Source organism: Corallococcus exiguus (genome assembly GCF_009909105.1).
GTDB classification, from domain to species: Bacteria; Myxococcota; Myxococcia; order Myxococcales; family Myxococcaceae; genus Corallococcus; species Corallococcus exiguus.
Genome location: NZ_JAAAPK010000002.1, coordinates 649,765 through 662,565, shown reverse-complemented (window position 1 = coordinate 662,565; position 12,801 = coordinate 649,765). Strand labels below are relative to the sequence as shown.

Annotated in this window: 8 protein-coding genes; 4 read left to right on the top strand and 4 right to left on the bottom strand. The window is 69.7% G+C overall.

Features of this window, described 5'->3' with window-relative positions; genetic code table 11:
• The first annotated feature begins 22 nt into the window (after positions 1–22).
• The 3 genes from GTZ93_RS09190 to GTZ93_RS09180 are packed head-to-tail and all read left to right on the top strand — an operon-like array spanning position 23 to position 3,248.
• On the top strand, positions 23–1,348 hold the full coding sequence (locus GTZ93_RS09190; protein ID WP_139915065.1) for a glycosyltransferase: 1,326 nt from the start codon (positions 23–25) through the stop codon (positions 1,346–1,348).
• Between the two features lie 53 nt (positions 1,349–1,401).
• A complete protein-coding gene (locus tag GTZ93_RS09185) occupies positions 1,402–2,367 on the top strand; it encodes a biosynthetic peptidoglycan transglycosylase (protein ID WP_161662737.1) in 966 nt (321 codons plus the stop codon).
• 29 nt (positions 2,368–2,396) lie between these two features.
• Entirely contained in the window at positions 2,397–3,248 is an 852-nt protein-coding gene (locus GTZ93_RS09180; RefSeq protein WP_161662736.1) for an aspartyl/asparaginyl beta-hydroxylase domain-containing protein, read from the top strand.
• A 12-nt stretch (positions 3,249–3,260) separates the two neighbouring features.
• Here the strand turns inward: GTZ93_RS09180 and GTZ93_RS09175 are convergent, their stop codons facing one another.
• Together GTZ93_RS09175 and GTZ93_RS09170 are read right to left on the bottom strand one after the other, a co-directional pair.
• On the bottom strand, positions 3,261–4,508 hold the full coding sequence (locus GTZ93_RS09175; RefSeq protein WP_139915068.1) for a threonine synthase: 1,248 nt from the start codon (positions 4,506–4,508) through the stop codon (positions 3,261–3,263).
• A gap of 4 nt (positions 4,509–4,512) precedes the next feature.
• Complete coding sequence (locus GTZ93_RS09170) at positions 4,513–5,730, bottom strand: DUF1015 domain-containing protein (RefSeq protein WP_120574214.1); 1,218 nt, start codon at positions 5,728–5,730, stop codon at positions 4,513–4,515.
• A gap of 259 nt (positions 5,731–5,989) precedes the next feature.
• On the opposite strand from GTZ93_RS09170, the gene GTZ93_RS09165 reads away from it, so the two are divergent.
• Positions 5,990–11,059: a tetratricopeptide repeat protein gene (locus tag GTZ93_RS09165; RefSeq protein WP_139915069.1), complete on the top strand. Its 5,070-nt coding sequence runs from the start codon at positions 5,990–5,992 to the stop codon at positions 11,057–11,059.
• Between the two features lie 9 nt (positions 11,060–11,068).
• Here GTZ93_RS09165 and GTZ93_RS09160 read toward each other — a convergent pair whose 3' ends face one another.
• Together GTZ93_RS09160 and GTZ93_RS09155 are read right to left on the bottom strand one after the other, a co-directional pair.
• Positions 11,069–11,806 carry a competence/damage-inducible protein A gene (locus tag GTZ93_RS09160; RefSeq protein WP_120574216.1) on the bottom strand — a complete coding sequence of 246 codons (738 nt, stop codon included), beginning with the start codon at positions 11,804–11,806 and terminating at the stop codon, positions 11,069–11,071.
• Positions 11,807–12,124: 318 nt separating this feature from the next.
• On the bottom strand, positions 12,125–12,799 hold the full coding sequence (locus GTZ93_RS09155) for a hypothetical protein (protein WP_139915070.1): 675 nt from the start codon (positions 12,797–12,799) through the stop codon (positions 12,125–12,127).
• Between the last annotated feature and the right edge of the window lie 2 nt (positions 12,800–12,801).

Genomic DNA, 12,801 nt, shown 5'->3' with positions numbered 1-12,801 from the left:
GCCCCTTCTTCCAGGTGCATGCATGTCCACCATCCTCTTCGTTCCCCTGCCCGAACGCGGGCACATCAACCCCACGTTCAAGATGGCCCGCGCGCTCCAGAAGCGCGGACACCGGATCATCTACTGCAGCCTCCCTGACACGGAGGACTTCATCCGCGCGGAGGGCTTCGGCTTCGAGTGCCTCTTCCAGGCCCTCTATCCGAAGGGCTTCCAGGCCAGGAGCAAGGCCCAGCTCGGCACGCTGAGCGGCCTGTCCAAGCTGGTGTTCCTGCGCGACATGGCCCGCAGGCAGACGCAGATGCTGGAGGCGCTGCTCCAGGGCGAGTTCGACGCGATCGTCGAGCGGACGCGCCCGGACCTCGGAGTCGTCGACATTCTGTTGCCGGAGCCGTCGCTCGTCCTCCACGGCCACCGGGTGCCGGCCGTCGCGCTGAGCACGAGCATCCCCCTGCGCTGGGAGCCGCGGACGCCACCGACCAGCTCGGGGCTCATCCCCGACCAGGGCCTCCCCACGCTCGTGCGGAACACCGTGGACTGGGGGCGCATCCTGCTGGACACGAAGCTGGGCTCGCTGGGCAGTTGGGTGGGCCTGGAGCCGGACGCGATGAAGTTCCGGCGCGCGCTGGCGCGCAAGCATGGCTACCCGGTGTCGAGCCTGGACTTCGGCGGCCGCGTCACCGGCGCGCACGAGCCCCTGCTCGTGCCCTGCCCGCGCGAGTTCGTGGAGTTCCGCGGCGCGAAGCCCTCCGCCGGCCTCCACTACACGGGGCCCTGCATCGACCTGGAGCGGCAGGAGCCGGACTTCCCCTGGGAGCGGCTCGATGAGGAGCGCCCGCTGGTGGTGTGTTCGCTGGGGACGATGGTCAACCAGGCGGATCAGGCCCGCCGCTTCCACCAGTCCGTCGCCCAGGCGGCCCGCCAGCGTCCGGGCTGGCAGTTCGTGGTCGCCACCAACCAGTGGACGGAGGAGGTCCCGGGAGGAACACCGGACAACCTCGTGTCCGTGAAGCACGTGCCCCAGCTGCGGATGCTGCGGCGCGCGACCGCGATGGTGACCCACGGCGGCTTCAACAGCATCAAGGAATGCATCTACTTCGGCGTGCCCATGGTGGTGTTGCCGGTCCAGTGGGATCAACCCGGCATGGCGGCGCGGGTCGCCCACCACGGGCTGGGCGTGCGCACCCGCATCGACACGCTGACGCCGGACCTCCTCGTCCAGCAGTTGGAGGAGATCATCGGCGGGCCCTCGTATCGCGGCGCCCTGGAGCGGATGCAGGACTGCTTCCAGGCCGCCGAACAGGACCAGGCACTGGCCGAGTCCCTCGAGCAGCACATGGTCCGGGCGTGAGCCCTTCTCAACCAAGCCCGCCCATGCCCCCGCCGCCCGCAGTTGCTCCAGGGATGACGCCGCCACGACCGCGCTGGAGGACGTGGCTGGCGCGGTCCGCGCTGGTCCTGGGCCTGGGCGGCCTGGGCATGGCAGGGGCGGCCCTGGCGGATGCCCTGACGGAGGCTCCCTCCACCGCGCGAATCGCAGGGCTCGCGGAACAGGCGCCGCGACAGACGAGCTACATGCAACGGGCCGTCGTCGAAGGGCGGCTGGGCGCGGAGCATTCGCTGGACTGGGTGGGGCTGGCGGAGGTGTCTCCTCGCGTCCTCTGCGCGGTGGTGATGGCGGAGGATCCCCTCTTCTTCCGGCACCGGGGCTTCAACCACTCCCTGATGCTCTCCGCGCTGGTGAGCCGGCTCGCGGGAAGGACCGTCGGCAGCAGCACGCTGTCCCAGCAACTGGCGCGCAACCTCTACCTGGGGCCTGAACAGACGGTGTCGCGCAAGCTGCGCGAGGCCGTCATCGCCGCGCGGCTGGAGCAGACGCTGGGCAAGCGCCGCATCCTCGAGCTGTACGTCAACGTCGTCGAGTGGGGCCCAGGGGTCTGGGGCCTCGCGCAGGCCAGCGAGCACTACTGGGGCAAGCCACCGGATCATCTCACCGTCTTCGAGGCGGTGTTCCTGGCCTCGCTGCTGCCGGCGCCCTCGCGCCCGCTGGCGGACACCCACCTGGAGCGGTCCGCCTTCATCCAGCGCATCGTCCTGGACGTGCTCCACGGCGCCACGGTCATCAACGCGGACGAGTGGCTCCTGTCCCACCAGCGCCTGGAGGGAATCTACAGAGCGCTGCACGCGGGAAGGCCCGTGCGCGAAGCCCTGGCGTTGCCCGTCGAGCAAGCGCTGGCGCTACCGCCGGGCCCCACCCGCTCCAAACCAGACATGTCCAGCCTCAAGCCGTCGCCGCCCGTCGCCGAACATCAATTGCTCGCGGAGCAATGTGGCCTGGACCGGGCCGAGGCGCACTTCGGTCCCTTCTAACCCTCCAATCCCTCTCCAGGAAGCCAGACATGGAAGACACCCAAAGCCCCTCCAGCACCGGGAACAATCCTCCCCCGCGCCCCCCGGGTCTGCGTCAGGCGCTGAAACAACAGGCGCTGGAGCTGGCCGGCACGGCCCTCACGCAAGGGGCCCTCTTCACGGCCAGGCAGGTCACCCAGGCCATCCACCAGCGGCCGGACGCAAACAACACCTTCTTCGACCCCGCGGCGTTTCCCTTCACCAGCCGCATGGAGCGGAACTGGAAGGTCATCCGACAGGAATTGGACGCGGTGATGCGGGGGGTGGAGATCATCCCCAACTTCCAGGACCTGATGCCCGAGCAGCGCGAGCTGACCACGGATGACAGGTGGAAGACGTTCGTCTTCTACGGCTACGGGGTGAAGTTCGAGGACAACTGCCGCCGGTGTCCGGAAACGACGCGTCTCTTGGAGAGCATCCCGGGCATGACGAGCGCCATGTTCTCCATCCTCCGGGGCCGCAAGCACATCCCCCCGCACTCCGGGCACTACAAGGGAGTGCTGCGCTACCACCTGGGGCTGCTGGTCCCCGAGCCCGCGGACGCGTGTCACATCCGCGTGGGCGACAAGACGGCCTCCTGGCGCGAGGGGCAAAGCCTCATCTTCGACGACACCCACGAACACGAGGTGCGCAAGGAGAACGACGGCGACCGAGTGGTGCTCTTCGTGGACTTCCTGAGGCCGCTGCCGCCAGTGCTGTCCGGGCTCAACCGCACGGTGGTGAAGCTCATCAGCCTGTCGCCCTACATCACCCGGAGCGAGCAGAACTCACGAAAGTGGGAGGAGTACTTCGGCGAGGAGTTCGACCTCGTGCGCAATCCCCCGTCCGGCAAGCGGGCCTGAGCCCGCGGCAAATCAAATCAACTGGCGCGCCCGGAGCACCTGCTCCAGGCCCGCCATGTCCGCGGGCAGGTCGATGGGCTGCGCGGAGGCCTCGGTCGCGCTCCGGACGTCCTTGAGCCCGTTGCCCGTGATGACCACCAGCGCGGACTCGTCGCGCCCCACGATTCCCTGCTCCACCGCGCGAGTCAGCCCCGCGACGGCGCAAGCCCCCGCGGGCTCGGCGAAGACCGCCGCGAGCCGGGCCGTCCTCCGCATCGCCTCCAGGATGCTCGCGTCGTCCACCGCGAGCATGGCGCCCCGCGATTCGGAAATGGCACGCAAGGCCTTGCGCCAGTTGCGCGGCTGTCCCACCGCGATGGAGTCCGCGAGCGTCCGGGCCTCCACCGGACGGATGGAGCCCTCCCGCCGGACGTATTCGTCCACCAGGGGCGCGCTCCCCTGCGCCTGAACGCCGAGCATGCGCGGCAGCCGGGAGAGGAAGCCCAGCCGGTGCATCTCCCACAACCCCTTCCAGGCCCCGGCCAGGGTGCAGCCATCGCCCACGGAGAAGACCACCCAGTCTGGCAATTCCTCTCCAAGCTGCTCCGCCATCTCCAGGCCCACCGTCTTCTTGCCCTCGATGAGATAGGGATTGACCGCGCAGTTGCGGTTGTACCAACCGAAGCGCGCACAGGCGTCCTGGCAGACCGCGTAGGCGTCGTCATACGAGCCCTTCACGCGCAGGACGGTGCCCCCGAAGATGAGGACCTGCGCCACCTTGGGCTCGGGCGTGCGCTCCGGGACGAAGATGACGCTCTTCAATCCCACGGCCGCGGAGAACCCCGCGAGCGAAGCGGCCGCGTTACCAGCCGACGCACAGGCGATGACGTCGCTCCCCTGCTCCCGGGCCTTGAGGACACCGACGGCGCTCGCGCGGTCCTTGAAGGAAGCCGTGGGGTTGCGGCCGTCGTCCTTCACCTTCAACGCCCTCACGCCCACCGCGGCCGCCAGCCGAGGCACGTCGTAGATGGGCGTCATGCCGACGTGGGGATGCGGCAGCTCCCGGGTGCTGTCCACCGGGAGCAGCTCCAGGTAGCGCCACAAGTCCCCTACGCGAGATCGCAGCGCCTCGCGGGTCAGCGTCCGCGCCACGGCGTCATAGTCATACTCGAGGTCCAGGATGCCCTCGATGCCGCAGCCAGGGCACGTGTAGACCCCTTGCGTGCCGTAGTGGCTGCCGCAGCGCACGCAGGTCGCGCGGACCAGATGTTCGAGCCCCATGGGTTCAGAACAGGTGCAGCACGAGGCCGCTGCGCAGCTTCGGCTCGAACCAGGTCGACTTGGGCGGCATGATCTCGCCCGCGTCCGCGATGGTCATGAGCTGCTCCAGGCTCGTCGGAGGAAGCGAAAAGGCCACGCGCCACGCGCCCGAGTCCACCAGGCGCTCCAGCTCCTCCGTACCCCGGATGCCGCCCACGAACTGGATGCGCTCGTCCTTGCGCGGATCACGGATGCCCAGGAGCGCCCCCAGCACGTTGTTCTGGAGGATGCTCACGTCCAGCTCCTCCGTCGGCGTGGCGCCAAACGAGCCCGGCCTGGCGGTGAGCTGATACCAGGCGCCCTCCAGATACATGCCGAACTGGTGCGCCCGGTCCTGAGTCTTCGATTGCCCGCGCGTCACCTCGAACCGCTCGCCCAGCCGCGCCAGGAAGGCCTCCGGCGACAGCCCGTTCAAATCCTTCACCACGCGGTTGTAGGCGAGGATGCGCATCTGGTCGTGAGGGAAGACCACCGCCAGGAAGCGGCTGTGTCCACCGCTCTCACCGCGCTGGCTGCGCAACGAATGGACCCGCGAGGCCGCCGCCGAACGGTGGTGACCGTCCGCGATGTAGAGCATGGGCACTTCGTGGAACGCCGCCGTGAGCCGCGTGTTGAGACTCCCGTTCACCCTCCAGAAGGTGTGGCCAATGCCATCCTCGGTGGTGAAGTCATACTGGGGACTGGAGCGCATCCCCTCCTCCATCAGTGCGCCAATGGATGGCACGGCCCGATACGTGAGGAAGACGGGTTCGTCATTGCCCCCGAGCGTGTCGATGTGCCGGGTGCGATCGTCCTCCTTGTCCGGGCGCGTGAGCTCATGCTTCCGGATGAGGCCCTGGTCGTACTCGTCGACCCTGGCCAGGGCGACGACGCCCGTCTGCACGTGCGCGCCCATGCGCTGCCGGTACAGGTAGAAGCACGCCTCGTCGTCCTGCCGCAGCCAGCCCTCGGCGAAGAAGCGCTCCAGGTTGCGTCGGCCCTGCGCATACACGGGCTCGGAGTGCTCGTCCGTGCCCGGCGGCAAACCAATCTCCGGCCGCGAGACGTGGAAGAAGCTGCGCGGGTTGCCGTCGGCGTAGGCGCGCGCTTCCGCGGTGCTCACCACGTCGTAGGGGGGCGTGCACAGCGTCTGTCCCAGCGCCTCGGCGGGACGGACCCCACGGAACGGCTGAAGGTCGGCCACGGATGTCGCTCCTGGTTGTAGGCCTGCTTTGTAAGCTGGCAAAGAATACCAGGCAACCCATGGATAACGGTGACATGGGCGTAGCGTTCCGCGCGCGGTGCGTGACGTGTCCCCAGCACCCTCCCACCGCCCGTCCGCTTGCCTCCCCAGCACTCAAATCGCCAGGAAAGACGGGAAGTTGAGGGGCCAGCCGAGCGCGTGGTACGAACTCCCGTTCAGTCTCCCCCTCTCATTTCCAAAGTGCCTGGAGCCGGCTTCCATGAGCGAGAGCAATGACGTCACGCGGCCTTCGTCCTCCGCATCGGTGCCTCCCCCCGGGGCCCCCGAGGCCGGCGCGGCCCAGACACTCGCCCAGAACGTGAGCACCCTCCCCGCTCCCGTCCCCCAGGCCAGCGCCGAGGACGATGCCCGCGAGCGCATCGCGTCCATGGAGCGCGAGGCCAAGGCGCTCGCCACCACCGAGCCGCAGACCGCCGCCCTCCTCTTCCATGAGGTCGGCCTGCTCTGGGAAGAGCCGCTCAAGAACCCTCGCAACGCCGCTGTCGCGTTCCAGAACGCGTACAAGCTGGCGCCCCGGTTCCTCGCCAACATCCGCGCCGCTCGCCGCCTGTTCGCCGACGTCGGCAACTGGCAGATGGTCGTGCAGCTCATCGACGCGGAGCTCATCGCCGCCGAGGACCCTCGTCAGCAGGCGGCCCTCCTCTTCGAGAAGGGGCAGATCCTCGAGGAGCGCCTGTCCCGCGACAACGACGCCGCGGATGCCCTGCGCCAGGCCCTGGACCGCAAGCCCACCGACGTCACCCTCCTCACCCAGCTGGAGTCCGTCTACGCCTCGCGCAACGACGCGGGCGCGCTGGTGGAGATCTACCGGCTGCTCGCCACCGCCGTCGTCCCGCCGTCCCTGCGCGCCCACTACCTCACCTCCGCGGGCATGCTGTTGGAGGAGCGCCTCAAGCAGAAAGATGCCGCCGCCGCTGCGTTCCGTGAGGCCTTCGCGCTCGACCGCTCCGACCCGCTGCTCCAGGCCGCCGTCAAGCGCGTCGCCGAGCGCGAGGGCCGCACCGACGAGCTCCTCTCCGCCCTCCTCTCCGAGGCCAAGGGCCAGGGCTCCCAGGGCGCTCCCGCGTACCTCCACATCGCCAAGGTGCATGACCGCCTGGGCCGCAAGGACGACGCGCTGTCCGCGCTGCTCGCCGCGCGCCGCGTGAGCCCTCATGAGCCGCTCGTGTTGAACGCGCTCGCCGGCATCTACGAGACCCAAGGCCGCTTCGAGGAGCTGGCCGACGTGCTGCTCGCGTGGGTGGGCTCCATCAACGACGAGAGCGAGCTCGTCGCCATCAACCTGCGCCTCGCCGCGTTGTACGAGGACGACCTCAAGCGCGACCAGGAGGCCGCCGCCCGCTACCAGGCCATCCTCGCCCGCATCCCCAGCCACGCCGCCGCGCTCGCGGGCCTGGGCAAGCTGTCGTACCGGATGAAGAACTGGGAAGGCCTCGTCGCCGTCTTCGACGCGGAGGTCACCGCCGCAGAGGACGCCAAGGGCAAGGCCGCGCGCATGTACAAAGCGGCCGAGATTTTGGAGGAGCGCCTGAGCCGCCAGGAGGACGCCATCGCGCGCTACAACGCGTGCCTCCAGCTCCAGCCGGGCTACCTCCCAGCGCAGAAGGCCCTCACCCGCCTCTACGAGCGCCAGGGCCGCTTCGCGGAGCTGGTGTCGATGTTCGAGCAGGACCTGCTCCAGACGTCCGACCGCGATCAGGTCATCACCACGCTCAACAAGATGGCGGTCATCTACGAGGACCGCCTGGGTGACCTGGACCACGCCATCGAGTGCATGAAGCGCATCCTCGACCTGGCGTCGGATCACCTGCCCACGCTGCGCAACCTGGCCCGCCTCTACGAGCGCGCCGGACGCTTCCGTGAGCTGCTGGAGACCAACGACCTGGAGGCGTCGTTCGCCGGGGACACCAAGCAGGTGCTGTCGCTGCTCCACCGCAACGCGGAGATCCTCGACGAGCACCTGAAGGACCGCGTGGGCGCCATCACCGCGTATGAGCGCGTGCTCGCGCTGTCGCCCTCGTACCTGCCCGCGCTCAAGGCCCTGGGCCGGCTGTACGCGCAGGACACCCGGTGGGAGAAGCTCATCGACATGTACCGCGCGGAGTCGGAGATCTCTCCCTCCACCGACGCGGCCGCCGCGCTCATCTACAAGATCGGCGAGCTATACGAGCACCGCCTCAAGCAGGAGAACGAGGCCCTGGCGTCGTACCAGGAGGCGCTGATGCTGGCGCCCAGCTACTTCCCGGCGCTGCGCGCGCTCGCCCGCATCCACCGCGCCCACGAGGCGTGGGAGAGCCTGGTGGAGGTGCTGCGCGCGGACGCCGCCAACCGCACGGATCCGCTGGAGCGCGCCAACGCGCTCTACCAGGCCGCCGCCATCTGGGAGGACCAGCTGGGCCGCCCGGAGCTGGCCATCGAGGGCTACCAGGAAGTCCTTCGCCTCACGCCGGGCCACGCCGCCACGCTGCGCGCGCTGGAGCGCCTGTACGTCGCGCAGGACAACGTGAAGGAGCTGGTGTCCATCCTCGACCGCGAGACGCAGGTGGGCCAGACGCCCTCGGCCAAGGTGACGGCGTACCTCAAGCTCGCGCGGCTGTACCTGGACCGCTTCCAGGAGCCGTCCCGCGCCGCGCAGTGCTGCGAGTCCGTGCTGGGCCTGGAGGCCGGCAACCTCACCGCCCTCATGCTGCTGGAGCGCATCCGCGTGTCGGACCGCGTCCGCCGCGCGGAGCTGCGCGCCCGCATCGCCGAGCGCGTCACCGACACGCGCCTGTCCAGCGCCCTGCGCATCCTGGCCGCCGCGGATCAAGAGAAGGGCCCGCCCTCCGAGCGCACCCTGGAGGTCTACCAGCGCGCCTTCGACGCGGACCCTTCCGATGCGCGCCTCGCCTTCGGTCTGGAGCGCGTGCTGCGCCAGAGCGGTGACACCGCCGGCCTGTCGCGCATGTACGGCATGCGGCTGGCCGTCACCACCGACGCCACGGAGGCGCTGGAGCTGCTCCTGCGCGCCGCCGAGCTGGCGGAGAAGAACCCCGACCAGGAGCAGGCCGCCGCGCTGTACCTGCAGGCGCTGGAGCTCCAGGCGCAGTGCCTCCCCGCGCTCCAGGGCGCCCGCCGCGTGGCCCTGCGCCGGGGCGACTTCGCCACCGCGCGCACCATGATGGAGACCGAGGCCCGCGCGAGCCGCGACACCAAGAGCGCCATCGAGGGCTTCGTCGCCGCCGCGAAGCTCGCGGCCCAGAAGCTCAACGATCCGGACGGCGCCTCGGCCCTCTACCGCCTGGCGCTGGAGCGCGACCCGCTGCACCCGGGCGCGGCCACCGGCCTGGAGGAGCTGCTCGCGCAGCGCGGCGGTTCCTCCGACCTCGCGGCCCTGCACGAGCGGCGCGCGGAGGCCCGGCTCGCGCAGCGCGACGTGGAGGCCGCCGCGGCGGCGTACGTCACCGCGGCCCGGCTGCACAACGTGGCCCTGGGTGACCGGGCCCGTGCGCTCGAGGTGCTGGAGAAGGCCCTGGCGGCCAAGCCCGGCTTCCCCGACGCACTGGAGACTCGCGGCCTGCTCCTCCTGGAGGCGCAGCAGTACGCGGAGGCCGCGCAGATGCTCGGCCAGCGCGTGCAGCAGGGCGGTGACCCTCGCGTGCTCGCGCAGCACCACCTGACGCTGGGCGCGCTCTACCAGCAGCACCTCAACGACCCGGGCCGCGCGGCGGCGCACCTCCAGACGGCGCTGGCCACCCTGCCCCGCCACCCGGAGGCGCTGGAGCGGCTGGCCACGGTGTACGCGCAGGGCCGCAACTTCGGCGGCGCGGTGGACTGCCTGCGGCGGCTGTTGGATCAGGACCTGCCCAACGACGCCCGCGCGCGCTTCACCGTGGAGCTGGCGCGCATCCACGAAGAGGGCCTGGGCGACGTCGCCTCCGCCACGGCGCTCTACAAGAAGGCACTGGAGCTGACGCCGGGCGAGCCCGCGCTGGTGGACCGGCTGGTGGCCCTCTACGAGCGCCAGCGCAACCTGCCGGAGCTGGCGCAGATGCTGGAGGCCCAGGCGGCCGCCACCGCGTCCACGGACGTCAAGCGCGCGGCGTCCCTGCGCATGCGCGTGGCGAGCTTCTACGCGGGCCCCCTGACCGAGCCGGCTCGCGCCACCGTCATCTACCGGCAGCTGGTGGAGCAGGACCCACAGAACCTCCAGGCGCGCGCCGCGCTGGCGGATCTGTATGGCCGCGACATGGCCAGCTTCCCGCTCGCCATCGAAGAGCACCGTCAGATCCTGCGGCAGGACCCCGCTCGCGTGGACAGCCTGCATGCGCTGTTCAAGCTGTGGGATGCCCAGAAGCAGCAGGACAAGACGTTCGCCGTCGCCGCGGTGCTGACCTTCATGCGCGCCACCAACGAGGTGGAGCAGGCCTTCTACTCGGAGGCCCGCGCCCGGCAGCCGCAGGAGCCGCGTGAAGCGCTGCCCGCCGCGGACGTGGACACCGTCCTCATGCACCCGGCCGCGCGCGGCCCGCTGACGGACCTGCTGCGCGCCATGGGTGAGCACCTGGGCAAGGTGTACCCGCCGCAGTTCGAGATGCTCGGCGTCAACCCGAAGCAGGACAAGCTCAAGCCGGACTCGGCCGTGTTCAAGGCCGTGCGCGCGGTGGCGCAGACCTTCGGCGTGGAGGAGTTCGAGGTCTACCTCGCCCGGCGCGGCATGTTGCAGCCGGAGACGACGGAGCCCCTGTCCCTGTGCGTGGGCCAGGACGTGGTGCGCCGCTTCAACGCCCGTGAGCAGAAGTTCCTCATCGGCAAGGCGGTGCTGGGCCTGCTCAACAAGACGGCCGTCCTCTCCAAGCTGTCCCAGGGCGAGACCGTGGACCTGTTCGGCAACGCCATCCGCGTCCACGCGCAGCAGTTCAACGGCCTGGGCCGGCGCAACGACGAGATGACGAAGCAGCTCAAGAAGGCCTTCAACCGCAAGGCGATGAAGGCCTCGGAAGGCCCCGCGCAGACGCTGTCCGAGCAGTCGAAGATCGACGTCGCGACGGTGGTGGACGCGCTCGGCTTCTCGGCGGACCGCGCGGGCCTGCTCGTCTGCGGCGACCCGTCCGTGGGCCTCACCATGGTGCTGCGCGAGGATCCGAACGTGGTGGCCAACCGCCAGGACGGCACCACCGACGACATCCTCAAGGCGGTGCGCGAGCGCGCGGACCTGAAGGCCCTGCTGTCGTGGCTGCTGACGGACGACTTCTTCCGCCTGCGTCAGCGCATCGGCCTGTCGCTGTAGTCCGCCGCGCTACTCCCGGCGGACCAGCGAGTCCGCCGGGAACCCCGCGAGCAGCCGGCCCACGGCATCGTCCACGTGGGCCCGCTCCGGGGCCTCCACCGTCACCTTCACGCGGTAGTCCATGGCCGCGTCGAAGACGGGATAGGAGCCGATGGCCACGTGGGGCATGTCCAGCGCCACGCGGTCCAGCACGGCGGCCAGGGCGCTCTCGCCCAGATTGAAGTACAGGTTGACCAGGTGCACCGGCGTACCGCTCAGCCGTGAGAGCACCGTCTCCAGCTGCAGCCGGAAGAGCTGCGGCACCCCGGGCAGCAGGAACATGTCCCCCACTGTCAGCACCGGGAACCACATGCCCGGCTGGGCCAGGAGCACCGCGCCCTCGGGAGCATCCGCCAGGCGCAGCGACTCAGGCGTCACCGGCGACGTGCCCGCGCGGGCCTGGATGGCCGACACCATCTCCGGCAAGCGCACCACGGGCCGGCCCAGCGCGAGCGCCACCGCGCGCACGGTGACGTCGTCATGGGTGGGACCAATGCCGCCGCTGGTGAAGACGTAGCGGGCCTTGCGCCGGGCGCGGGACACCGCGTCCACGATGGCGTCCACGTCATCCAGGATGGTCTCCACCGAGACGAGCGGGATGCCCAGCTCCCGCAGCCGCTGGATGAGGTGGGGGCCATTCTCGTCCTTCACCTTCGCGGTGAGGACCTCGTTGCCAATGATGATCGCCGCCGCGCCGGTCCGCTCCATGGAGCCGGGGAGTCTACTCCAACGGACCCCGGGGGTGGACTCACGCGGTGCGCTGTCGCGGACCCGTGCTGTCCTGGAGTCAGCAAGGGGCACGGGCACGGCGCTCTCCGGCGCGGCCATCCTGTGCTCGCCTACGCGGACACCGTGCAGCAGGTGCAAGCCGTGTGCAGGGAGGTCACCCAGCGGCTCGCGTTGGAGACCGCGGAGACAAGGTGTTCTCTGGCGCGTCGCGGAGTGCCTCAGCGTCGATATCCCGCCGCGTCCGCTCTGTTCCAGCCCATCCCGCCGTGCTTCACGGAACTGCTCTCTCTCTCAGTGTCAGGGCGTCCGGAAGGCGCTTTCGCCATCGGGGCGGTAGATGTTCAAGGCCCCTCCCCCGCCTCCTCCCTGCAGAGCAGCCTGCGGCCTGCTCTGATCATCCCGGAAGATGAGTTCGGAGAGGCGGGCATCATCGTGTTCTGTGTACCTGAGTTGTATCCGCGGTGCGTCGCTCCCCCTGATGACCAGGCCTTGGGAGTCTGTATCAAGATACAAGGCAAGGCCTGGATGCCCCTCGGATTCGTAGAGGACCAGGCCATTGTCGCGGCCGGAAGCCCCCAGGAAGATCCGAGCCTTGCCTGATTCATCGTGGAGAGAAAGTGAAGCACTCTGGTGCGCAGGTGGCGCGCCGGGTGGGGTCGCCATGGCGAGTGAGGCCCAGCGTTGTCCTTGCGGATGATAGAGCGCCAAGGAGGGCTCTTGCGCACCTGGCATGAGCCCCAACTCCCCCCGTACCCGCCCTTGCTCATCCTGGATGATCAGGCGCGACACCCGCAGTTCACTTGGCCTCTCACCAGGTGCGCCCAACAAGCTCTTCCACCGGAGCCACTCACCCACCAGAAACAGAGCGAGCGAACTGACCAGCAAAATGCTCAGCCAGCGAACCTGCAGGCGGAGCCGTTGTTGCTCGGCCTCCATGCGCCTTAGCGCGGTATTGGTGTCGCCCGTGTCCATCC

Excerpts from the sequence above, each read along its gene's own strand:
- GTZ93_RS09190 (WP_139915065.1), top strand. The coding sequence starts at position 23 with ATGTCCACCATCCTCTTCGTTCCCCTGCCCGAACGCGGGCACATCAAC.
- GTZ93_RS09185 (WP_161662737.1), top strand. The coding sequence starts at position 1,402 with ATGACGCCGCCACGACCGCGCTGGAGGACGTGGCTGGCGCGGTCCGCG.
- GTZ93_RS09180 (WP_161662736.1), top strand. The coding sequence starts at position 2,397 with ATGGAAGACACCCAAAGCCCCTCCAGCACCGGGAACAATCCTCCCCCG.
- GTZ93_RS09175 (WP_139915068.1), bottom strand. The coding sequence starts at position 4,508 with ATGGGGCTCGAACATCTGGTCCGCGCGACCTGCGTGCGCTGCGGCAGC.
- GTZ93_RS09165 (WP_139915069.1), top strand. The coding sequence starts at position 5,990 with ATGAGCGAGAGCAATGACGTCACGCGGCCTTCGTCCTCCGCATCGGTG.
- GTZ93_RS09160 (WP_120574216.1), bottom strand. The coding sequence starts at position 11,806 with ATGGAGCGGACCGGCGCGGCGGCGATCATCATTGGCAACGAGGTCCTC.
- GTZ93_RS09155 (WP_139915070.1), bottom strand. The coding sequence starts at position 12,799 with ATGGACACGGGCGACACCAATACCGCGCTAAGGCGCATGGAGGCCGAG.